The organism is Mesorhizobium sp. P160187, assembly GCF_057766425.1.
This window is the reverse complement of record NZ_JBYMDX010000004.1, coordinates 1,547,293-1,569,399: the sequence shown is the minus strand read 5'-3', so window position 1 is coordinate 1,569,399 and position 22,107 is coordinate 1,547,293. Positions and strand designations below refer to the sequence as shown.

Below are 22,107 nucleotides of genomic sequence, written 5' to 3'. Positions count from 1 at the left end.
CACCAGCGTGCCGGAATGTTCCTTGGCCTGCCGAAAAATTGCGCAAGACAGCATGGATCGAAGCAGCGCTGGCTGCGTTGCCGCAAGGCAAAGCATTGGAAAACCGGTCGATGATCGTTTACGGCGACCAGAAGCGGAGGCAGAGCGCAGAACGGCTTCGCGATGCTGCGAGCGAAGTTGCTCAAAGTCTGGACCGCATGGCTCATGGCGTCCGACGCCATGCCGCGTTGGTCGGCCTATTCATCAGCGTATCGGAACTGGTTCGCGCGCTTGCCGATGTCGATTTCGAGAACAGGGGCATCGACATCTTTTCGCCGCGGCAACAGCAAGGCGCCAGATTGCTGGTTGGTCTTGCGGCAGAGGTGGCGAAGTCGTGGCGAAGCGGTTTCGCCGTGGGCGGTGGCATCGAGCCGGGACTTCTCCAACTGCTGGACGGGTTGGATTGCGAGGCTGAGGTTCTGACCGGTTCTGCCGAGGGTTACGCGCATTACGCGCTTTATCCCGAAAGCTATTTGGGAGCGGCGCAGGAGTCAGGTCTCGATGCGAACACATGCGTGATCGGCATCCGCAGCATCGGCCTGGGGCTTGCCGCCATAGTGGCTGCCGCGATTGGCGCGCCGGCGCCGTTCAGCGTTCGTCCGGTCGGCCATCCTTTCCGCAGGCACATCAATGCCGATTCGCGCTCGATCGCTTCCTGGAAGAACAATCCATCGGCACGCTTCGCCGTTGTAGACGAAGGTCCCGGTCTGTCCGGCAGTTCGATGCACGCCGTCGTCGCGTGGCTGCGGGAACTGGGTATTGGTATGGACCGCATTCACCTGTTTCCCAGCCATCCTGGCAACCCGGGCATCGAAGCGTCACGGGAGGCTAGGGAGACATGGTCGCGCTGTCCGAAACATGTGGCGACGGCGCTCGAATGCACCTTCCCCGAAAGCTCGAACATTCCCACGCTTAGCGAATGGGTGGCCGAGGCGGTCGGCAGCCCCGAATTACGCCTGACCGAACTGTCTGGTGGCGAATGGAGGAGCGTCCACTACGTCGACGAAAAGCATTGGCCGCCGAGCCCGCGCGGCATCGAGCGGCGTAAATTCCTGGCGTCCGCGGGGTGTGGTCGCTGGCTCGTCAAATTCGCCGGCCTCGGCGAAACCGGACGGCGTAAGAGACGAGCCGCGGAAATGTTGGGGAAAGCCGGGTTCGGATCGCAAGTGGTCGGGCTTTGCCACGGCTTTCTGGTCGAACGGTGGATTGACGGCACCACGATGGACCAGGCGCCGCTGCCCAGAGGAAGGCTGGTCGCGGAGTTGACGCGCTATCTAGCCTGGCGGGCGCTCAATCTCCGAACCTGCGAACCGGGTGCATCATTGCTCGCACTCGCGGAAATGGCTGTTTCCAATACATCTGAAGCCCTGGGCGAGAACCGAGCGGCGACGTTGCGCCATTGGCTCTCGAAAAAAACCCCTGCGCATGTTCTGCAGCGGGTGGAAATCGACGGAAAGCTTCACGCGTGGGAGTTTCTCGTTTGTGCCGATGGCACGGTGGTCAAGACAGATGCCGTCGACCATTGCCGGGCACACGATTTGATTGGCTGCCAGCCGATAGAGTGGGACATTGCCGGCGCCTGTGTCGAATATGGACTGTCCGACAGCGATGTGACGACATTGGTCGAGGGGATGGGGCTCGATATTGACAATGGCCACATCGATTTTTTCGAACCCTGCTATTTGGCGTTCCAAATCGGGCTCTGGAGCACGGCTGCGCAATCCGAAAATGGCCAGGAAAAAGCAAGGCTGGCCGGGACGGCAGACCGATACAGGGCGGGGCTGATACGATTCCTGGACGAATCTCAGGTGTAACGTTTCGATCAATCCAGCCTTCGCAGCATGTCTGCTTCCTGCTCAAGAATAGCGGCCACTTCCTCGCGCTGCAGATGCGTCATCATCAAGCTGACGCAGCACTCGAGATAGGTGATCGAGGAGCGCCGCAAATAGGCAGCCGCCTCGCGTTCGGCAATCTTGTCGACATCCTTCGCGGGTCGCTTGGGTTGCATGAGGATGATCCTCCGTATCGGGTCCCTCCCGCCAAACTACAAGGTTGGATGGATGTTCCGCACGATCTCCGGGCAGGTCCGGCCGCGGCCCACGTCATGCAGGAAGGTTCTGCAGCCCGCCTGCGGGTCTCCTTTTGGCAAGGCCTGTCATCTGATCGCCGATGCCGGTGCCTTCGAGCGCCGCGAAATAATCGATCGTCAGCTTGAGCCCTTCGTTGAGCGGCACTCTCGGCGACCAGCCGAGCAGCGTTTTCGCACGCGAAATATCAGGCTGCCTGCGCCGAGGATCGTCTTGCGGCAGGGGCAGAAATTTCAGATCCGACTTGGTGCCGGTCATCGCCTTCACCAATGCCGCCAGTCGCACGATGGTGAATTCTCCGGGATTGCCCAGATTGACCGGCTTGCCCGGATTGGGGTCGATGTTCATCAGGCGCATCAATCCATCAATCAAGTCGGAGACATAGCAGAAGGATCGCGTTTGCTGGCCGTCGCCGAATATCGTCAGCGGACGCTTCTCGAGCGCCTGCATGATCAAATTCGAGACGATGCGACCGTCGGCCGGATCCATTCTCGGACCGTAGGTGTTGAAGATGCGCGCGACGCGGACGTCGGCCTTGCCGGCCCTTAGATAGTCGAAGCAAAGCGTTTCGGCGGTGCGCTTGCCCTCGTCGTAGCAGGCGCGTGGGCCGGTGCAGTTCACATGACCGACGTAGTCCTCCCTTTGCGGGTGTTGTTCCGGATCGCCATACACTTCGCTCGTCGAGGCCTGCAGCAGTCGCGCGTCATTGCGGACAGCGAGTTCGAGCAGGTTGAGGGTTCCGATCACGCAGGTACGCGTGGTGTGTATCGGGTCGGCCTGATAACGCGGCGGTGAGGCGGCGCAGGCCAGGTTGAAGATGTGATCCACGGGCTCGCCGAGATCCAGTGGCCGGCAGATGTCCTGCTCGATCAACCGGAAACCCGGCCGGTCCATGATCGAGATGATGTTTTCCATGCGCCCGGTCAGAAAATTGTCGACGCAGATCACGCGCCAGCCGTTGCGGAGCAATACTTCGCAAAGATGCGAACCGAGGAAACCCGCGCCGCCGGCAACAAGCACCGTCTTTGCCCTGTGCGCCTTTCTTGTCTGTCGCATCGCTGTTTTCTCCTGTCTGCCGTTCATGCTGCACTTCCAATGTCGAGATCGAGGGCCGTCGCCCTTGGTTGGGTCAGCGCCGCCACGAATTCGCGAGCCCTGGCCCCACCGGTGTGGGAAGCGAGGACGAGTTTGCGAGCCCGGCCGGCCATGGCCAGGCGTGCGCGCTCGGACTCGCCAACGAGGATATCGATGACTTCGTCCGTCTCCGCGGCGGTGTGGATCGCCGATGCGGGAAAGAAGCTGTCGAGCCCTGGCCAGTGGTCGCTGACGATGGGCGTGCCGCAAGCCGCCGCTTCGAACAGGCGCACGCTGGGCGACCATCCTGCGGTGATCATGGAACTGCGTGTGACATTCAGCGTGTAGCGCTGACGGCTATAGAACGCGGCGTGATCGGCTGGCGGCAAATGTTCGATGCGTTCGACATTGTCCGGCCAGATGATGTCGGATGGATATTGGGAGCCGGCCACGACGAAACGGAGGTTCGGCATATGCCGTGCGGGCTCGAGCAGCAGAGCGTTCAGCGTTGTCTGCCGGTCCATGCTGTAGGTGCCGAGATAGCCGAGATCCCAGCGGATCGGATCTCCTGTCGGGTGATGCCGTTCTGGATCGACCGAACAATAGAGAGGTTCGGCATGGCGCGCGCCGAAGTCTTGCGCCAGATGGTTGAGCGTTGGTCCGCCAGTGAAGGAGAAATAGACATCGAAATACGGAATTTGCCGCGAACTCAGATAATCGCAATCGTCGGCTGAAAGCTTGGCCAGGGTCACCGGGGTGTCGATGTCGTAAAAGCAGAGCTGCCCCTTGCAAAGCGAGGCGACGATGTCGATGACCTGGCGTCCTTCTGGAACAAAGGATCCGATGACGATGATGTCGGCCTGCTCCAGGCACTGTGCGTAGTCGCGTTGCAGCTCCGCAGTGGTTTCGTAGTAGCGCAAGGCGCAGAACTCCGGATCGCGCAGATCGCGGTGATTGGCGTACCAGGGCACGTTGCGCTCCAGAAAAGTCACCCGGTGACCGAGTCCGTGCAAGCCTTTCAAAAGACCCCGGAAAGTCGTGGCGTGGCCGTTTCCCCAGGATGAGGACAGCGACAGGCCGAGAAAGACGATGTCCAGTTTCTTGGTCATTCCGCTGCCTCCACGGCCCCGTGCTCGAAATGACGTTTGAAGACGGCATCCGCCACATCCGCCCGAAGCGCGTAGGTATGGTCCGCCAGCACGCGGTGAAGTGCGGCTTGGCCGATTGCCTTGGCCCGCCCGGGGGTCAGCGAGCGCATTATTTCGGCGACATCGCCGCCGTCACGCGCGACCAGGATCTCCTCGCCTGGTTTCAGGAACAGTTCCACGCCCAGCCATGCATCCGTGATGAGACAGGCGCCCGCGCCGGCCGCCTCGAACACTCGCGTGGCCGGTGAAAAACCGTTGGCGGCCATGCTGTCGCGGCTGATGTTCAACACGGCTTTTGGGGTGACATTGAAGGCGTTGTGATCGCGGGTGCGGACATGGCCGAGCCAGCCTACATTGGTGGGGAGCGGCTTGTCGCCCCAACCCGAGCCTCCGAGCAGGAAACGCTGTTTCGGCAGCTGGCTGGCGGGATCGAGGAAAAACGATTCGACACGCGCTTCACGGTCCGGCAGCCGGTTTCCGAGGAACGCCAGGTCGCAGGCAAAATGCGCTTTGCTGGCGACCGGATGGTGCGTTTCGGGATCGAGCGCATTGTAGATGGGCACGCACTCCTTGGCGCCCATGGCACGATAGGCCCAGACAACGGGATCGCCGCCACCATAGGTCAGCACGAGGTCGATCTCCTGCAGTGCACGATGGAGCGGGTGGTCCGGCTCGTCGCGCAACTGGGCAAGCGTGGCTGGCGCATCCACGTCCCAGAATACGACAAGCGCGTCGCTGCGGGCGTGGTCGAGAACGGCGCGAAGCAGCGCCTCGTCTTCGAAACCGACGCCACTCGCCTTGACGACGATGTCGGCGCCGGCGGCACGTGCCGCGACCTGCATCAGCGCATGCTGGGTCGCCTCGTAAACGACGACAGTGCACCAGTCGGGAGCTTCGATGTCGCGGTTCTTCTGCCGGTCGTAGACATCGGGTTCGTAGAACGTGATCTCGTAACCCAATTGCGAAAGTGCCTTGAGCAAACCGCGATAGTACGTCGCGGCACCGTTCCAGTAGGACGACAAAAGGCTCGATCCATAGAATGCGATCTTCATGCGACGGCTTCCTTTGCGGCTGTCGGGACGGCGGTGTGTCGGTTCCCGCATTGCGTGAGCACGCCGAGCAACTCGTCGACGCGGTGGCGGCAGGTGTGCCGCGAGCGGATGGTCTCGAGACCCGAGGTCACCAGGGAGGCCGCAAAGTCCTCGTCGGACAACACCGTCCGAAGCTGTTGCCGCATTTGCGAGCCATTCTCGGCAAACAGGAAGTCGACACCGGGCCTGAAAAGCTGCTCGACATCGGACCATGGCGCTGAAATCAGCGGAATGCCGCAGGCGAGTGCCTCGAACATGCGGATCGTCGGGATTCCGGGCAACCTCTCGCGATAGGGGCGCCGTGGGATGTGAACGGTGACACGATGCGCGGCGAAAGCCTTCGGCACGTCGGCATTGGCAATCCACCCCTCATAGCGCAGTCCTGCGGTGGCCAGATCCGCAAGTGCGGTCTTGGGATAGCGTACGCCGTGAACAGCGGCATCAAGGCCGAGATCGTGCACCGGCTCGATCAGAAACTCATTGAGTTCGGCGGTCCGCTCATCATCGCCCCAGTTGCCGATCCAGACCAGATCGGAGGTGGGGCGGATCTCCGGGTGCGGCTTGAACAGGCGATCGTCCGCGGCTTCATGCCAAGTGAAGACGCGCTTGCCCCAGCCGGCGCGCAAATAGCTCTCACGCAAGGTCTCGCCAAAGGCGAGAACGCCGTCATAGTGCTCCAGCCGGAGCGCCGAGAGCGCCTCGGTCGCCGACACGGCCCGGTGGTGGGTGTCATGAAAAAGAAGGATGAAGTTGCCGCCGGCGGCCCGGGCACGGCCAATACGTGCGACAAGCTCCGGATCCGTCCACTCATGAACGATCACAACGTCGGCCTCAGCGATCCAGGCTTCATGATCAAATCCGGCATCGTAGGTCACCGGCATCAGTTCGGGGAAATCCTTGCGGAAGCGTTCGATGGCGAACGACCCCTTCTCAGCCAGCAGATTCAACCGGCTCCAGCCATCCGCCGGCTCCAGCGCAATCGCCTGATGCCGGCGCTGGACCAGCTCTCGCATGACGCCGCGCAGGAAATGGGCATTGCCATGATTCCAGTCGGAAACGACCGAATGGGTGTAGAACACAAAGCGCATGATCAGCGCTCCGCCATCGCTAAGGCCGCTTTGTCGTAGACGCCGCGCATGGCCGCTGTCTGTTTTGTCAGCCTAAACCTGCGGCTGCGTCGGATGGCTGCCTGGCCAAGCTCTCGCCGGAGCTCGGCATCGCTGGAGAGACGATTGAGGCAGGCAGCGAGATCGTGCGGATCGCGCGCGTCAAAGAACATCGCGGCCCCGTCCCATAGTTCGCGATAGGTGGCGATATCGGAAAGCACCAGGGGCGTAGCCGACATGCCGGCTTCCAGCGCGGCCAGGCCGAATGGCTCGTAGAGCGATGGCGATACGAAAACGCCGGCGCGAGCCATCAACGAACGCACCTCGTCGGACGGCACTGCTCCCAGAGGAACAGCATGGCTGAAGCTGACATGCTCGCCGTTTGGGCCGTTCGTCGACCCGGCGGCAAACAGAGGCCATCGCGTCAGGGACGCCGCCTGGTCGACCACCGCGGCATTTTTGCCCTCGTCCCACCAGCGGGCAGCAGCGAACACGAGCGGTTGGTGCTTTTCGGCATTCAGCAGAGGACGGGCACCATTTCTGACCACACTCAAGCGCGCGATCGGGCCGTAGCAGGTCTCTAGCATGTCGGCGTGGCTGCGGCTCGGCGCGATGACCGCGTCGGCCCGATCCATGCCGCGTCTGTTGCGCTCCTTCTGCCAGGCCCATGCCCCATCCGCCGCCTGTCCTCTGACCGCATGGAACCAAGTCGTCACGCAGGAATGGGAGACCACCACGACCGGGCATGGCGCGTCGAATCCCGCTGCCTGCGAAGGCGCGTTGAAATGGACAAGGTCGATGGCGTGGTCGCGCATGGGCGCATGCAACTCCCGCGGCAGCGCGTCGAGATCACCGCCGTTGCGGGTCATCCAATCCGGCGGCGTGTTCAGCCAGATCAGCTTCGCGAAAGCCTCCGCCTCGTCGGCCTGCTGCCTGGACGGTGGCGGACCGAGGCCGGCAAGCACCACGGTATCGCCGCCGTTGACAAGTTCCCTGGCCAGGTCGAGCGCATAGCGCCACACGCCGCCCACGGCGTCGACCGTCATCAGGATGCGCCGCGAGCGCGGCGTCAGTGTCCGCAACATGTCGCCTCCAGTTCCGCCAGCGGACGCGGGCGCCTTTCCTGGATGTCGCTGAACTTCTGGAATGATGCGAGATAGTGATCATGGGCGCGCTCCCAGGCGAGGTCGTCGGGTTCGCCCCAAAGCTCGCGATAGCTTGGCGAACTCGGATATGGATAAAGCGGTACGGGTTCATTGGCCCACACGCCGTTGTCGATGAGGTGCGTTCGCCAGTAGTCCACAAGGGCAGGGTCATCCTCGACGACGCCGATCAGATTGGCCTGTACGAACGGAACGTGACGCCTGGCATTGACGAGCAGCGCGGCAAGTTCCTCGGTACCCAGCCGGCAGCGTTTCGCCAGCATCGCACGACCTTCCACGGTCAGGCTTTCGAGGCCGGCCTCGATGGAGACGCAGCCAGCCGCACCGAGCAGTTCCAGCAGATCGGGTTTCCAAAGGTCGATGCGGGTCTGCACACCGAACTTCACGTCGCGATCGATCAACGCTTCCAGCAGCGCTTTCTGCGGCAGGAAGATTTCATCGATGAAATAAATGTAGCCGACGCCCTGGGCAATCAGCCCATCGATTTCCGCTATGACCGCCTCGTGGTTGCGGCGGCGATAGGCATCGCGGAAATCGATCTTGGCGCAGAAGCTGCAATTGTAGGGGCAGCCGCGCGATGCTTCGACCTCCGCGCCGAACCCAACCTGCTTGTCATCGAACCTGTGATGGTGATGCGAATGGGCTGCGATCCAGTCTGATGGCCATTGGAGTGGCGGATGATCGACAAACGAGCTGGCGTGGACGCCGCCGTTCAAAACCACCTTGGCGTCGCGCAGGTAAGCGGTCGAGGGGACCGCGCTCCAGTCGTCGCGCCGGGCAAGTTCCGCGACGATTTCCTCGCATTCGCCGCGCACAACAATGTCGACGCCAAGCTTGCGCAAGGTTGGCGCGGGCGTAGCCGAGCCATGCGGCCCGACCGCGACTGTGCGTCCACCGCGCCCGGCGAGACGGTTGAGGAAATCGGCCGGCACGCGCAACTCGGGTGGTGCGCAGCGCCAGAACAGATAAGTCGGGGCGGTACTGACGACCGTCATTGCAGGCGCGAAATCAGCCACACGCTCGGAGAGGTCCGAGTTGTCGAGCTTCTGCAATTGCCCATCCAGCATCAACACCTCATGGCCGGCTGTTTCGAGGAGGGATTTCGAATAGCCGAGTTCCAGCGGGAGATGTGGTTGGCGGCAGCCGAAATAGATGCTGTCGTCATAGGTCCAGAACGGGTTTACCAGGGCGATTTTCATGCGACGTACCTCACGACTTCGGGGCGAGGCTGGAGCCGGTGTTGTTGCAGCCAGTCTGCGAGATCGCGAATGCCTTCGCGCCATGAAACACGAGCTTTCCAGCCAAGCATCGCTTTGATCTTGCGGGTGTCGGCGACGAAGAAGGGCTGATCGCCGGTGCGTTCGCCATCATGGCGGATCGAAAGCTCACGGCCGGTCAAGCTACCGATCTCGCTCAACAGCATGCGCAGGCTGATCGCATTATCGGGGCCGCCGCCAAGATTGAATGCCTGTCCTTTGGTCGTCTCGATACGATCGAGCGTGGCCCTGTAGGCGGCGACCGCATCGGAGACATGCAGTATGTCGCGCACTTGTCTGCCGTCGCCGTAAATGGTGATTGGACGTCCCGTCAGCGCACTCAGCAGGAAGTGCGCGACCCAGCCTTGATCCTCGGTTCCGAACTGGCGCGGCCCGTAAATGCAGCTCATCCGCAGCACCGCCGTCGGCATGCCGTAGGATTTGGCATAGTCGAGCACATATTGGTCCGCCGCGCCTTTGGAGCAGCCATAGGGCGTGCAGAAATCCAGGCCGTGGGTCTCGTCGATGCCATTCGCTTGGATGATGCCATCGCAAGGCAGGTAACGATCGCCGTCCTCGCGCACCGCGACGTCGGGCAGGCTGCCATAGACCTTGTTGGTGCTGGCGAAGACCACCGGAACAAACTCACTGCTCAGCCGCGCCGCCTCGAGGACATTGAACGTTCCTCGAAGGTTGATGTCGAAATCCTCGTCCGGTTGGACCAGGCTCGTTGTGACGGCGGTTTGCGCGGCCAGGTGGAAGATCGCCTTGGAACTCTTCAGAACGGGCGCAAGCGCGTTGGCGTCGCGCACGTCAATCGTTTCGACCATGAGGCGGCTTCCGTGTTTCTGCGCCAGCCATTCAAGGTTCTGTTCGACGCCGGGGCGGCTGAGATTGTCGATCACCAGCACCGGCTCGCCATCCGACAACAGGCTGTCGGCCAGGTTCGATCCTATGAAGCCGCTGCCGCCGACAATGGCGACGGGCGCGTCGCGTCGATTGCGCGTATTCATGACACCAGCCCACGTTCTTCAAGCTCGCGTTTCATGTCGGCGCCGCGGTCGATGGCGGACGAGTTGCGCACCCAGGAAACGAAATCGGCGAGCGAATTCTCCAGTTGTTGCCTCGGCTCGAAACCGAGCAGCTCACGGGCCTTGGAAATATCGGCGAAGCAGTTGCGGATATCCCCGGAGCGCGCCTTGCCGAGCAACTCTGGCGAGCGGTCCGGCGTTCCCATGGCCTCGGCAAGTACCCGCGCGACGTCGCTGATAGCATAGGCTCGGCCGCTGCCGATGTTGATGACGTGACCCCTTGCCTGGCGTTGCTGCAGCGCAAGACGAAAGGCGCGGGCGACGTCATCCACATGGACGAAATCGCGTTTCTGTTCGCCATCCTCGAAGATCATTGGACGTTGGCCGTTGGCGAGACGCGAAGCAAAATTGGCCAACACGCCGGTATAGGGGTTCGATAACGCCTGGCCGGCGCCGAATACGTTGAAAAGGCGCAGCGCGACCGCATCGATGCCATAGGCTTCGCCGAAGATCAGCACGGCGCGTTCCTGGGCGTATTTCGTCAGTGCATAGATAGAGGCGAGATCGACCGGCTTTTCCTCGTCCGTCGGCAGGGGGGAGAGGGGTTCGCCTTCCGGCGACAGCGGATTCCACTGTCCGTTTTTGATGTCGCTCGCCTTGCGCCGGGCATTGTCGATGCGCCGGCCGTCCGATGTAGCATAGAGGCCCTCGCCATAGACACTCATCGATGAGGCGACGACAATGCGCTCGACCGGGTGTTTGATCAGCGCCTCGAGCAGCGTCGCGGTGCCGAGATCGTTGGTGCCGACATAGCGCGCGATCTCGTACATCGACTGTCCGACGCCGACTTCCGCGGCTAGATGAATGACCGCGTCAACGCCTTCCAGCGCCTTGGCGACCGCCTCCCGGTCCCGAATGTCGCCCTTGATCAGCTCGGCCCCGGCGGGAAGGGCGACTGTTTCGCCTGCGTGCACCTGCTCCAGCAGCACATCCAAAATGCGAACCGAATAATCCTGCTCGATGAGTTCCTGGGCGACATGCCGGCCGATGAAGCCGCAGCCCCCTGTAACCAATATCCGTTTCACGACCACTCCTCAGACAGGTAATCTTGGCGACCCGAACTTTTCGGCAAAAGGTTTGTTCCCTTGGCTTCAACAAAGTTCCTTTGGCCGGCTTCGTTCGGAAGCAGCCACATCGCGCTCGCCGCGCCGTGCCGGAACATTGCCGCCCTTGTGCTGTTAGGACGCCGGCAGCCCCGACGATGCCCGATGTTGGCAACGCCGATGATCAAAGGAGATTTCAATGTCCCAGTCGCAAACGACCACCAATCACGACGAAATCCGCAAATGGGCGGAGGAGCGGGATGGACGGCCGGCAGTGGTTCGCACCAAAGGCGCGGGCGGCATCCTGCGGATCGACTTCGGCAAACCCGAGGAAGCATTCGAGCCGGTCGAATGGGATGAGTTCTTCCGCATATTCGACGAGAACGATCTGGCCTTTCTTTACCAGTCCAAGACTGGTGACGGACAAACCAGCCGTTTCAACAAGTTCGTCGAGCGCAACCAGAAGGGCGAATGACGCACTTCGAGCCGGCCGATTTGCCTGACCTGGTTCTCGGGCAAATTTTTCTGGATGCGGTGGAACAATAGAGGGCTCCGATCCTTCGGTCGCTGAACCACAGTCGCAGCAAGGATCGAAGGCCTGAGCAGAATCGGAGCCCTGAGCGCAGGAGGAGAAGTGACGCGAAGGGCGACGACGAACTGCTGCCCGAGGCCGTTGAGTTCGGCCTTATCACGGAGAACCTTGAATGACGCGAAACCGGGCGGGAAGAGAGATCAACGCCGGGCGCCGTAACGCCGAGTTGGAGCGAGGATTAGCAGGGTGGTGGTTTTGGCGGCGGGGCTGGATAGGCGTCAAAAGCTGGAAACCCGCTACTCGTCCTGCCGTGAAACCAAAACGCCGCTCATCAGTCGTCCTGCTGCTTGCGGTGGCGGTGTTTTTCGATTTCCTCGGGCTCTTCATCGTCGATCCGCGTGATGTTCGAGGCATTGTGGTCTGATCGCAGGATCTCATCCAGTTTGGCGTGAATGGCCTGAGTGTCGCGGTGCTCGGCACGCTGGATGAACAGCGTCATGGCCCACGTAAACAAGGTAGCCGCTCCATGCCAGTCCAGGGTCTGTCGCTCGAAGATCATCCAAAGGATTGCGTAGACCAACAGGATCAGGAATGCCGCGGGGCGGGAGGTTAATGTGCCGATTGAGGTAAGCACGCCGGTGACGGGATGATTGGCCATGCGAAAGAACTCGCGGCAGTGACCGTGGTTCCCGACCGCAGTGCATCGCGCCGGCACGAGCCAGCTAGGCGCGACGGATGAATTCACGGCCCAGTGCTTGCCGATCGCAGCTACAACGATGACCACTCGATTGCCGGGCGCGCAATCATCAGCCAGAAAATGGCGAGCACGGCGCCGAAAGCTGGGAAGCCGAAGACAAACCAGCGTCTGAACAGCTGATGGTAGCGCTCGGGAGGAGGTTGGTTGGAGAGTGCGGCCTGTGTGGCTAGATTTCGCATCTCGATCTGCATCCACACGACAGGCAGCCAGAACAGGCCCGTCAAGATGTAGAGCAGGATCGAGAGAACGATCCATCCTTCGGACAGCGAATACCCCGCAACCCTAGCGAGGCCCAGTCCGGTCAGAGGTTGTGCGATAACGGCCGTAGCCGTGAACAGGAAATCAGCCAGCACGACAATGCGGGCGACGGCTGCGATCGTCGCGGCATTCCCGGTCCGGTGTGCCAAAAGCATGAAAAAAGCAATGCCGGCACCAGTTCCGAGCAGCACAGCAGCGCCGATCACGTGCAGGTATTTAAGCACGAAGTACGTCATCAGCGTTCCTCCAGAATGGCCAGCGCTGCAAAATGCAGAACGAGGATCGGGAGGATTTTGATCAACGGCCCGAGTGGCTCGAGCCAAAGATCCGGCCGCAGAATGCTCCCAGCGATCGCATAGAAAAGCGATACCGCGATTGCGCCGAAAAGACCAAGCCGGCTGGTTGGGCGCCAGGCGATAAGCGCCCCGACGGCGATGTCAGCCAGCGCGCCGGCGACTACCGCCGGTTCGGCCAAGGGGCCGGCAGCAGTGCCAATCAGCAAATCAACTCCGCTGCGCCAGCCGGCAGTGAGGGAAATGATGCCCGTCATGATCCAGAAGAGCGGCAAGATGACAAAGAGCGCCGGCTTGACGAAGTAAAGACCGGCGAACCATCGCTCCTGCACCGTCGCAGGATTTAAACGCAGTGCAGATGTAAGACTTGATGGTTGAATGCCGGTCGCCGTCATCCAGGGTTGGGGATCGCCGACAGCGCCTCGGGCAATCTCTTTTGCTGCATTGCTGCGCATCGGCGGGCGCCAGCCCAGCTGAGCCGCGGCATCCCCGAACCTGTACAAGATAGCTGCGGCCCAATTGGGCAAGATGAACTCCCGAGCACTGCTCCATCCGAACCAGCGGCGATAGCGACCCACGACCTCGCTCATCGAAAGTGCCTCGGGCCCAGCCAGGTCCAGCGTGAGGTGCGATGGGCTGCCGGGTTTGAGGAAGAACAGGACGGTGGAGATCACGTCATCGAGTTGGACGACTTGGAGACGGCCCGTGTCGGGCATCAACGGCAAGAGCAGCAACGCCGCGAGGCCGCGAAAAAGTGCACTTGCGCCGAAGGCCGGCCTTCCCAGTACTACGGAGGGGCGCAGGATGACCCAGTCAAGGCTACGTGCCATCAGTGCCTCATCGCCGGCGAGCTTGCTGGCGGAAAAGGCGGACGGCTGCTGGCGATCGACCCCGATGGCAGAAAAGTGGATCACCTTATTCACACCTGCGTGCTCACACGCGGTGAAGAGAGCCGAGGCGCCGGTAGAATGGACATGCCGGGTGTTTTCCCGGGCACTATCCTGCAGGACGCCGGCACAGTTTACGACGGCGTCCACACCGGCGAGATAGGGGGTCCAGTCCTGAGGTCGCAAGGCCCGCGCCATATCCAGGGAAACGGTTGGGATCTCCGGGTGGACGCCAGTGTCTGCGTGGTGAAGCACGCGGACCACTTCATGTCTCTCGCCGGCCAGGCGCGCGCAAAGCGCGGCTCCAATCAGACCTGACGCGCCGGTGACGAGAATTTTCATTCCTTCCTCCAGCCGTTCGCCAGCGCGTGCCCGTCCATCAACCCAGCGGCTGCGCCTGGGAGAACTCTAGCAAAGCCGAAGCCGGTAGTCTCACGCCGGGTGGAACAGGTTCCGGGCATCAACGCAGCCAAAGGTGAGCCGGTAGGGTGCGTTCGCATCTGCAGGTCAACTTCGCCGGAAGTTCGTCGCGGGCTCGGCGCAATCGCGGAGGTCGTTATGAATGTGAGTTCCAGCCTTGGCGGCGTCTCCGAACGCAACAGCAATTTGATTGAGCCCCTCGGCCACGTCGCCAATGGCATAGAGTCCTGGCGTTGAAGTCTCAAGGTGTCGGTTGACCAGGACATAGCCTTCTGCGTCACAGTTAGCCCCCAGAGCAACCGCGAGTTCGGAGCGTACGTCGCTGCCCATCGAAGGGTACACCACATCGATGTTGCGCATCGGGGCGCCCTCGGCCATGACGACATCGAACCCGGTTCGTCGAGGGATCAGGTCATCGACAGCGTCCCAGATTTCAACTCCGCCTGCCAAGGCGGCGCCGCGGGCAGCTTCGGAAACATCATCCTGGTTATTGGCGAGCAAGGCGACCTGACTGCCATATCCCTTCAGGAACAGAGCCTCCCTGACGGCGAGATGCTCCGGACCAACAACGCCGATGCGGCTACCCCGGGCCTCATATGCATCGCAAACCGGGCACAGTCTGACAATGCCGGTTGCGATCGCCTCCTCCAGTCTTTCAATGGGAGGTGCCTTGTCCACAATGCCCGTTGCCAGAATCACGCGCCTTGCTTGGACAATCCCGCAGGTGGTCGTCAGGACAAAAAAACCCTCGCGTTTTTCGGCGTGGCCTACGCAACCATGGACAAGGCTCGCGCCGTATAGCTGTGCCTGGGCTCGTAGGCGGCCGAGCAGTTCTTCCCCGCTGATGCCGTCGGGGAAGCCGGGACAGTTGCGGGATTTTGGGATGAGCTTGGCACGCGCATGCCCCGCGTCGAGCGAGATCACCGAACGCAGAAACCTGGCTAAATACATGGCTGCAGCGAGCCCCGCGGGGCCGCCGCCGACGATGGCAACGTCAAAAACTTGTTTGCCCGAAAAACTTGGTTCGCCCGAAAAGCTTGGCATAGGGCCTAACTTCAACTCAACAGGCTTGTTCCACAGGGTCGAAATGGACGCAATCAGGATGCACACTGCGCGATAAGAGTGAACTCCAATCGAGTCGTGAAGAGAAAGGCCACTGCCTCATCAAGCCTGCAAAAACCTCGTGGCTCCCAACGCTGTGAGTACAGCGCCACTGGGAAAGTGAACGCATCATGGAACTTCGGCTCATCGTCGCGCTTAGTTTGGCGAAAGGGTGGTCTGAGATGAGCGCGACCAGAGAGTTTTTTCAAAACTGGCTACAGGAGAATGTCGGCACACTTCCTGGTCGAGAGGAAGTCAGCGTCGCGGTGCTCGCTCAGCAATTCGAGCAAGATGCCGAGGTGGCCGGTTATGGGCGTGAAGTAAGGGAGGACGAACTCGGAAACATCGAAGATGCTATCGTGCAAGCGATCGAGAACGCCGGGTCCGGGGTGCAGAGCCCGAGCTCCGAAAAGAGCGATCCGGCACCTGTAATGGACGCGTTGGAGGTCGATGATGCCAAGAGCGGACCGTAGCCCCTGACACCTTCTTCTGTTCGCCTGAACAAGCCCCCCGGGCTGCTATACGAGCTGAAAAACGGACCTTAGGTGCTTTCCCGTTAGTTCCATGCACCATTGAGGAACATTCCTGCCGCCACGGCGTTAGGAAAGTTCCTTCACACCCGGTGCGCCCGTGCTGACTGCTACCCTTCCAGGCGAATGGCTGACCCGGCATGATCAGGGTCACATCTCGCGGCGGGCCGCTCTTGCGGGTATTTGTTGCTGGCTATTGGGTGCTTCCGCAGAAGCCGCGCCACAGCCATCGCCGCTCGTGCGATTTGGCGTGCTGGGATTTGGCACCGCCGCCTGGGAAGTTGACGTCATGCGGCGACATGCGTTGGACACCATGCACGGCGTATCAATCGAGGCTCAGCGGCTTGCCGGTACCGAAGCCGGTAAGACCGCATTGCTGGCCGGCAGCGTCGACGTCATCGTTTCGGACTGGGTGTGGGTCATGCGCCAGCGCAGCGAAGGCGCTGATCTGGTCTTTTATCCCTATTCTCGTGCCGTCGGCGCGCTGGAACTGCCGCAAGGCTCGCCCATTCGAACTCTTGCGGACCTCAAGGGCAAAAGGCTGGGGATCGCAGGTGGTCCGCTGGACAAAAGCTGGATCCTGTTGCGCGCGCTCGGCCTCCGTCAGGTGAAGCGCGATCTTGCTGAAGAGGTGGAGCCAGTGTTCGGCGCGCCGCCTTTGTTGGAGCAGGAATTTCTGGCGGGGCGACTGGATGCACTGCTGACGTTCTGGAATTTCGCCGCCCGTCTCGAGTCAGAGGGGGCAAGGCCTCTGCTCAGTGTCGCGCAAATCCTGCAGGGGCTTGGCGTATCCGTGGACTTGCCGATGCTCGGCTACGTCTTCCATGAAAGCTGGGCGCGGGCCAACCCGATAGCCCTCGCGCGATTCACGAGCGCGACCGCGGCAGCGAAGTCGCTGCTCGAGTCTTCGGACGACGAATGGCGGGTGCTCGCGCCCCAATTGGGCACGGACGATCCTCACCTACAGGCGGCGCTACGCGCCGCCTATCGAGCCGGAATCCCTCGTCGGTTCGGCAAAGACGAACGTGATGGCGCGGCCCGGTTGTTTGCAATCCTGGCCGAATTGGGCGGCGAGGATCTGGTCGGCAAGGCGACGAGCCTCGATCCTGGTGTCTTCCGGGCCATACCGGCTTGAGCTCGCGCCAATGACCGATGTCCCAGCGTTCCCCATCACAATGCAGCGTTGTCAATCCACTGCGGCATTGCTGACCATGGTGCTCGTCTGGCAGATTGCATCATCGATCGCCGCCGATCGGCTGTTTCCTGGTCCGGTCCAGGTTGTTTCGGTTCTCCTGCACGAAGCGGTTCGGGGCGAGCTGCCATACCATTTGGGCATCTCGCTTGCGCGCGTCGTGGCAAGCCTCGGGTCGGCAATAGTCATCGGCGCGGCCCTTGGCTACGCGGCAGGCCGCTCGCACAGAGCCGACATATGGATGAGGCCTTGGATCGTGTTACTCCTCAACATGCCGGCGCTGATCACGGTCATTCTAATTTATATCTGGCTTGGTCTTGCCGAGACCGCGCTTGTCCTTGCGGTCGCGCTCAACAAGATCCCCAATGTCGTGGTGACTATTCGTGAAGGCGCCAGCCGGCTGGACAAGGACTTTGCCGAAATGGCTGAGCTCTATCGCTTCGGGCGTGCTGCAAAGCTGCAGCATGTCGTGCTGCCGCAATTGGCGCCGTTCTTTCTCGTCACCCTGCGCAGCGGGCTGGCATTGACGTGGAAGATCGTGTTGCTCGCCGAACTGCTCGGCCGCTCCAACGGCGTCGGGTTCCAGCTACAGGTCTATTTTCAGAACTTCGACGTCACCCACATCCTTGCCTATGCGATCAGCTTCGGCGTTGTGATGCTTGCCATAGAGTATGGACTGTTTGTGCCGTTGGAACGTCGTCTGTTCGCCTGGCGACGCTGATGCTGAGGATCAGGATCGAGGACAAGACTTTCCCCGGTGACGACGGACAGCGCCGGACGATCTTTCGCGCGCTGTCGCTTGATATAGCCGACGGACAGGTCTGCGTCCTGACCGGCCCTTCCGGTGTCGGCAAGTCGACGCTGCTGTCGATCGTTTCGGGCGTCGACCGCGAATTTCGCGGCAGCGTGAGCGGACGACCGCTTCCGATAGGCATGCTGTTCCAGACACCGAGGCTGCTGCCCTGGCTCACCGCCTTGCGCAATGTAGAGATGGCCATCCCGGATCGCGCGCCCGATGCGGCCCGGTGGCTTGCCGCTGTCGACCTGAAAGGCAATGAGAAGAGCTATCCGCAGCGACTCTCGGGCGGCATGGCGCGGCGCGTAGCGCTTGCCCGGGCGCTCGCCGTGGAGCCTGCGCTCCTGCTCCTCGACGAGCCATTCGCTTCACTCGACGAGGCGACCGCGCAAGACATGCGCCGCCTGCTGCAGGATTGTTTCGCCAGTCGGCGGACTACCACGCTGCTGGTTACGCATGATCTCGCATATGCCTCGTCGCTGGGTGATCGGGTTATTGTTCTGGAGGGATCGCCGGCCCGCATCGTGCGCGATGTCGCAATCTCTCGTGGCGATGAAGCGGGATCGTCGCGCTTTGGGCTGGGGGCGACACAATGAGACTGTTGCTGGGCCTTCTCTTTCTTTTGCTGATCACCGGCCCTGGCGCCACCGAGCAACAGACGATGGTGATCGGGTATATCGGCCAGGAGCGCAAACCGGCTCTGCCCCTTGGACCCCTTGATGAAACCGTGACCGACGACGGCCTGCAAGGCGCACGGCTCGGCATTGCCGACGACGAAAGCACCGGCCGGTTTCTTGGGCAGAAATTTCGGCTGGAGGAAAGGATATTGAAACCAACCGAAACGCCGGACGACGCGGTAAGACAATTCGCCGATGCCGGCATCGCCTTTGTCGTCGCCGATCTCGACGCCAGTCAGCTTCTACAGGCCAGTGCCGCGCCCGGTGCCGAGCAGATGACGTTGCTCAACAGCCGGGCGCCGGACGACGTGCTTCGCCAGCAGGACTGCCGTGGGAACGTCCTGCACACGATCCCGAGCCGCGCCATGCTCGCCGACGGGCTGGCGCAATATCTCGCCTGGAAGCGCTGGCAGCGTTGGTTCCTGCTTGTGGGGCCGCATTCGCAGGATCAGGCGATGGCTGCGGCCTTTCGACGGGCGGCGGCTCGCTTCGGAGCCGAGATCACGATCGACCAGCCGTGGACATTCAGGCCCGCCAACGGACGTGCCGATACAGGGCATGTCACGCTGCAGACCGAAATACCCGCGGTCACGCAGGTCAGCGACTATGATGTGCTCGTGGTCGCCGACGAGGCGGATGAATTCGGCGCCTATCTGGAGGGCCGCACTGCGCTGCCGAGAATCGTCGCCGGCACGCAAGGGCTGGTCGCCACAGGCTGGAGCGCTGTCAGCGAGGAATGGGGCGCCACGCAACTGCAGGACCGTTTCCACAGGCAGGCAGGGCGCTGGATGTTGCCCAGCGACTACGCGGCCTGGCTCGCTGTGCGCAGTATCGGCGAAGCGACGACGCGCCTGCACAGTCTCGATCCCGCGGCAATCGGCAGATATATACGCGGCGACGCGTTTCTTCTCGCTGGCTTCAAGGGGCAGGGGCTTAGTTTCCGTCCCTGGGACGGACAGATGCGCCAGCCCATTTTGATCGCCGGGCCTCGCCTCTTGATTTCCAGCTCACCGCAACCGGGCTTCCTGCATCAGCGCACGCCGCTCGACACGCTGGGCATCGACCTGGAGGAGAGCACATGCAAGTTCTGATGACGCTGTTGTTGGCGGCGTTCGCTCTTGCTGCTCCCGCCGCCGCCGAGACCATCTACGTTTCCAATGAGCAGGATAATACGGTCGCGGTCGTCGACGGCGTGACAATGACTTTGCTGGCGACGATCGATGTCGGCCGCCGTCCGCGCGGGCTGGCGCTGTCGATCGACAACAAGATGCTTTTCGTCGCGGAAGGCGACGACAACCGCATCGACGTGGTCGACGTCGCGAAGCGGCGGGTCGTCGGCGAATTGCCTTCGGGAGCCGATCCGGAATTTTTCGCACTCCATCCCGATGGCAAGCGGCTGTTCGTCGCCAACGAGAATGACAATCTGGTGTCGGTGGTGGACATCGCCGCGGCCAAGGTCATCGGCACCGTGGATGTCGGCGTCGAACCGGAAGGAATGGCGGCCAGCGCCGACGGCCGCTATGTCGCCTGCACTTCGGAGACCACCAGCATGGTGCATCTGATCGAGGCAGGCACGCTTGAACTCGTCGACAATCTGCTGGTCGATACCCGGCCGCGCGCGGCTTTATTCTCGCCGGACGGTAAGCAATTCTGGGTGTCCTCGGAGATCCGGGGCACCGTCACCGTCTTCGACACGGCAACGCGCGCGCAGACCGGCAAAGTCGAGTTCGAGGTGCCGGGTATACGACGCGAGGGCGTGCAGGCGGTCGGCATGGCGACGTCCCGCGATGGCACGACCGTCTATGTGGCGCTCGGCCCCGCCAACAGGATTGCGGAAGTCGATGTGAAAACGCTGGCGGTCCGTCGGCTCTACCTTGTTGGTCAACGACCCTGGCACGTTGCGCTCTCCGGCGACCAGAAGCGCCTGGTCACCGCAAACGGAAATTCCGGCGATATCTCGTTTATCGATCTGGAAAACCAGGAGGTGGTGAAATCGCTGCCGGTGGGGCGGGGGCCGTGGGGCGTCGTGATCGGGCCATGAACGCCTTGTCGGTCGAGAATCTGGGCCATAGTTTCGGGAACCGGCGGGTTCTCGACGGCGTCTCTTTCTCTGTGGCCCAAGGCAGGATGTGCATCTTGCTAGGCCGCAACGGCGCCGGCAAGACGACGTTGTTCTCGCTCATCACCGGTCTTTATCACGCCCGCTCCGGCTCGGTGCATGTCTTCGACCAGGCGATGGATGTCAACCCGTCCGCCGCGTTGGCGCAGATGGGCGTCGTCTTCCAGTTGCCGACCCTCGATCTCGATCTGACGGCCGGCGAGAACCTGCGTTACCACGCGGCCTTGCATGGCCTTAGCCAGGCCTTGAGCAAGGAGCGCTCCATCCACGAACTCGGCCGGCTGGACGTGCTGGACAGGATCGACGATCCTGCCCGAGCGCTTTCCGGGGGACAGCGTCGCCGTGTCGAGATAGCACGCGCTCTGATGCATAGCCCACGCCTTTTGCTGCTGGATGAGCCGACCACCGGGCTCGACGTGCCGGGCCGCCGCGCGCTCGAGCGGCACGTGCGGGAGCTTTGCCGCGAGCGCGGCATTGCCGTCCTGTGGGCAACACATTTTCTGGAAGAACTGAAGGCGGATGACGATGTGGTGGTGCTGCATCGAGGCACAATCCGGTGGGCCGGCCGCGCCGATCGGCTGGCTGCCGATCTCGCTGTAGCGAGCACGGGCGAGGCCTTCGCGTCGCTGACGGAGTCCGAATGAAAACGTCTCACGCGGTGCGCGCGCTCAATGGCATCCTGCGCAGGGAGATGCTGCGCACGTTGCGGCAACGCGGCCGGCTGCTCTCGGCGTTGGTACGGCCGCTGGTCTGGCTGGCAATCTTTGCCGCTGGCTTCCGCTCCGTTCTCGGTCTGTCGATCACGCCACCCTACCAGACCTATGTTCTCTATGACGTATATGTGGTGCCTGGGCTAGCGGCCATGATGCTGCTCTTCCATGCCATGGCGAGTTCGCTGGCCATGGTTTACGATCGCGAGATGGGCAGCATGCGCCTGTTGTTGACCGCACCATTGCCGCGCTGGTACCTGCTTGCGGCGCGCCTGCTGGCCAGCGTGATCGTCGGCGTGCCGCTGGTCTATTTGTTTCTGTTGATCGCGCGTTTCTGGGATGTGCGGCCGCCCGTTCTCGGCTACGTCGCGGTATTTCCGGCGCTCGTGCTGGCGGGCCTCATGCTTGGCGCGTTCGGACTGCTTGTCTCCTCGGTTTCGACACAGATGGAGAACTTTGCCGGTGTCATGAATTTCGTCATCTTTCCGGTGTTCTTTGCCTCGACGGCGCTCTATCCGCTGTGGCGGCTTGCCGAGGCGGGACCGGTGCTGGCAACAATCGCCGCCTGGAACCCGTTCAGCTCGGCGGTCGAGCTGATACGCTTCGCGCTCTATCTGCGGTTCGATCCTGTCGCGGCGGTTGTGGTCCTTGGCTGCCTCATCGCCTTCTTCCTCGCGGCGGTCATCGGCTATGACCCCGGCCGCGGCTTGTGGTCCCGGCGCGGCGGCGAGGGATGA

23 protein-coding genes are annotated in these 22,107 nt (G+C 62.0%); 10 read left to right on the top strand and 13 right to left on the bottom strand.

Features of this window, described 5'->3' with window-relative positions:
- Positions 1-38 precede the first annotated feature (38 nt).
- Complete coding sequence (locus tag AC3CCE_RS24605) at positions 39-1,853, top strand: hypothetical protein (RefSeq protein ID WP_352521484.1); 1,815 nt, start codon at positions 39-41, stop codon at positions 1,851-1,853.
- Positions 1,854-1,861: 8 nt separating this feature from the next.
- Here the strand turns inward: AC3CCE_RS24605 and AC3CCE_RS24600 are convergent, their stop codons facing one another.
- The 9 genes from AC3CCE_RS24600 to AC3CCE_RS24560 all read right to left on the bottom strand — a co-directional run bounded on the left by AC3CCE_RS24600 (position 1,862) and on the right by AC3CCE_RS24560 (position 11,080).
- Complete coding sequence (locus AC3CCE_RS24600; RefSeq protein WP_023667982.1) at positions 1,862-2,047, bottom strand: hypothetical protein; 186 nt, start codon at positions 2,045-2,047, stop codon at positions 1,862-1,864.
- Positions 2,048-2,141: 94 nt separating this feature from the next.
- A complete protein-coding gene (locus AC3CCE_RS24595) occupies positions 2,142-3,182 on the bottom strand; it encodes a UDP-glucuronic acid decarboxylase family protein (protein ID WP_023681096.1) in 1,041 nt (346 codons plus the stop codon).
- A 23-nt stretch (positions 3,183-3,205) separates the two neighbouring features.
- On the bottom strand, positions 3,206-4,309 hold the full coding sequence (locus AC3CCE_RS24590) for a CgeB family protein (RefSeq protein WP_023725529.1): 1,104 nt from the start codon (positions 4,307-4,309) through the stop codon (positions 3,206-3,208).
- On the bottom strand, positions 4,306-5,400 hold the full coding sequence (locus AC3CCE_RS24585; RefSeq protein WP_352626563.1) for a CgeB family protein: 1,095 nt from the start codon (positions 5,398-5,400) through the stop codon (positions 4,306-4,308). The genes AC3CCE_RS24590 and AC3CCE_RS24585 overlap by 4 nt, the downstream gene beginning before the upstream one ends.
- Positions 5,397-6,527 carry a CgeB family protein gene (locus tag AC3CCE_RS24580; RefSeq protein WP_352626565.1) on the bottom strand — a complete coding sequence of 377 codons (1,131 nt, stop codon included), beginning with the start codon at positions 6,525-6,527 and terminating at the stop codon, positions 5,397-5,399. The genes AC3CCE_RS24585 and AC3CCE_RS24580 overlap by 4 nt, the downstream gene beginning before the upstream one ends.
- 2 nt (positions 6,528-6,529) lie before the next feature.
- A complete protein-coding gene (locus AC3CCE_RS24575; RefSeq protein ID WP_031209094.1) occupies positions 6,530-7,630 on the bottom strand; it encodes a glycosyltransferase family 4 protein in 1,101 nt (366 codons plus the stop codon).
- Positions 7,615-8,907: a TIGR04295 family B12-binding domain-containing radical SAM protein gene (locus AC3CCE_RS24570; RefSeq protein WP_023729531.1), complete on the bottom strand. Its 1,293-nt coding sequence runs from the start codon at positions 8,905-8,907 to the stop codon at positions 7,615-7,617. Before AC3CCE_RS24570 ends, AC3CCE_RS24575 begins: the two co-directional genes overlap by 16 nt.
- On the bottom strand, positions 8,904-9,977 hold the full coding sequence (locus AC3CCE_RS24565; protein WP_352626567.1) for a GDP-mannose 4,6-dehydratase: 1,074 nt from the start codon (positions 9,975-9,977) through the stop codon (positions 8,904-8,906). The genes AC3CCE_RS24570 and AC3CCE_RS24565 overlap by 4 nt, the downstream gene beginning before the upstream one ends.
- Entirely contained in the window at positions 9,974-11,080 is a 1,107-nt protein-coding gene (locus AC3CCE_RS24560) for an NAD-dependent epimerase/dehydratase family protein (RefSeq protein ID WP_023681102.1), read from the bottom strand. Before AC3CCE_RS24560 ends, AC3CCE_RS24565 begins: the two co-directional genes overlap by 4 nt.
- 217 nt (positions 11,081-11,297) lie before the next feature.
- Between AC3CCE_RS24560 and AC3CCE_RS24555 the strand changes: the two genes are divergently transcribed.
- A complete protein-coding gene (locus AC3CCE_RS24555; RefSeq protein WP_023667991.1) occupies positions 11,298-11,573 on the top strand; it encodes a hypothetical protein in 276 nt (91 codons plus the stop codon).
- A gap of 388 nt (positions 11,574-11,961) precedes the next feature.
- Here AC3CCE_RS24555 and AC3CCE_RS24550 read toward each other — a convergent pair whose 3' ends face one another.
- The 4 genes from AC3CCE_RS24550 to AC3CCE_RS24535 all read right to left on the bottom strand — a co-directional run bounded on the left by AC3CCE_RS24550 (position 11,962) and on the right by AC3CCE_RS24535 (position 15,289).
- Complete coding sequence (locus AC3CCE_RS24550) at positions 11,962-12,288, bottom strand: low affinity iron permease family protein (protein WP_023687797.1); 327 nt, start codon at positions 12,286-12,288, stop codon at positions 11,962-11,964.
- Positions 12,289-12,398: 110 nt separating this feature from the next.
- Positions 12,399-12,881, bottom strand: a complete 483-nt coding sequence (locus AC3CCE_RS24545; RefSeq protein ID WP_023741841.1) for a DUF2269 family protein — start codon at positions 12,879-12,881, stop codon at positions 12,399-12,401.
- On the bottom strand, positions 12,881-14,167 hold the full coding sequence (locus tag AC3CCE_RS24540; RefSeq protein WP_352512454.1) for an SDR family oxidoreductase: 1,287 nt from the start codon (positions 14,165-14,167) through the stop codon (positions 12,881-12,883). Before AC3CCE_RS24540 ends, AC3CCE_RS24545 begins: the two co-directional genes overlap by 1 nt.
- 165 nt (positions 14,168-14,332) lie before the next feature.
- Positions 14,333-15,289, bottom strand: coding sequence for an NAD(P)/FAD-dependent oxidoreductase (locus AC3CCE_RS24535; protein WP_352512456.1), 957 nt, complete (start codon positions 15,287-15,289; stop codon positions 14,333-14,335).
- 188 nt (positions 15,290-15,477) lie between these two features.
- On the opposite strand from AC3CCE_RS24535, the gene AC3CCE_RS24530 reads away from it, so the two are divergent.
- The 8 genes from AC3CCE_RS24530 (at position 15,478) to AC3CCE_RS24495 (ending at position 22,107) form a co-directional block, all read left to right on the top strand.
- Positions 15,478-15,819 (top strand): DUF768 domain-containing protein, encoded by a 342-nt coding sequence (locus AC3CCE_RS24530; protein WP_023667997.1) that lies wholly within the window; start codon positions 15,478-15,480, stop codon positions 15,817-15,819.
- Positions 15,820-16,189: 370 nt separating this feature from the next.
- A complete protein-coding gene (locus tag AC3CCE_RS24525; protein ID WP_245262596.1) occupies positions 16,190-17,011 on the top strand; it encodes an ABC transporter substrate-binding protein in 822 nt (273 codons plus the stop codon).
- Complete coding sequence (locus AC3CCE_RS24520) at positions 16,905-17,789, top strand: ABC transporter permease (protein ID WP_352512458.1); 885 nt, start codon at positions 16,905-16,907, stop codon at positions 17,787-17,789. Before AC3CCE_RS24525 ends, AC3CCE_RS24520 begins: the two co-directional genes overlap by 107 nt.
- Entirely contained in the window at positions 17,789-18,460 is a 672-nt protein-coding gene (locus AC3CCE_RS24515; protein WP_352512460.1) for an ABC transporter ATP-binding protein, read from the top strand. Before AC3CCE_RS24520 ends, AC3CCE_RS24515 begins: the two co-directional genes overlap by 1 nt.
- Complete coding sequence (locus AC3CCE_RS24510; RefSeq protein ID WP_352512461.1) at positions 18,457-19,632, top strand: ABC transporter substrate-binding protein; 1,176 nt, start codon at positions 18,457-18,459, stop codon at positions 19,630-19,632. The genes AC3CCE_RS24515 and AC3CCE_RS24510 overlap by 4 nt, the downstream gene beginning before the upstream one ends.
- Entirely contained in the window at positions 19,620-20,582 is a 963-nt protein-coding gene (locus tag AC3CCE_RS24505; RefSeq protein ID WP_352626574.1) for a PQQ-dependent catabolism-associated beta-propeller protein, read from the top strand. The genes AC3CCE_RS24510 and AC3CCE_RS24505 overlap by 13 nt, the downstream gene beginning before the upstream one ends.
- Positions 20,579-21,304, top strand: coding sequence for an ABC transporter ATP-binding protein (locus AC3CCE_RS24500; protein ID WP_023668003.1), 726 nt, complete (start codon positions 20,579-20,581; stop codon positions 21,302-21,304). The genes AC3CCE_RS24505 and AC3CCE_RS24500 overlap by 4 nt, the downstream gene beginning before the upstream one ends.
- A complete protein-coding gene (locus AC3CCE_RS24495; RefSeq protein WP_023668004.1) occupies positions 21,301-22,107 on the top strand; it encodes an ABC transporter permease in 807 nt (268 codons plus the stop codon). Before AC3CCE_RS24500 ends, AC3CCE_RS24495 begins: the two co-directional genes overlap by 4 nt.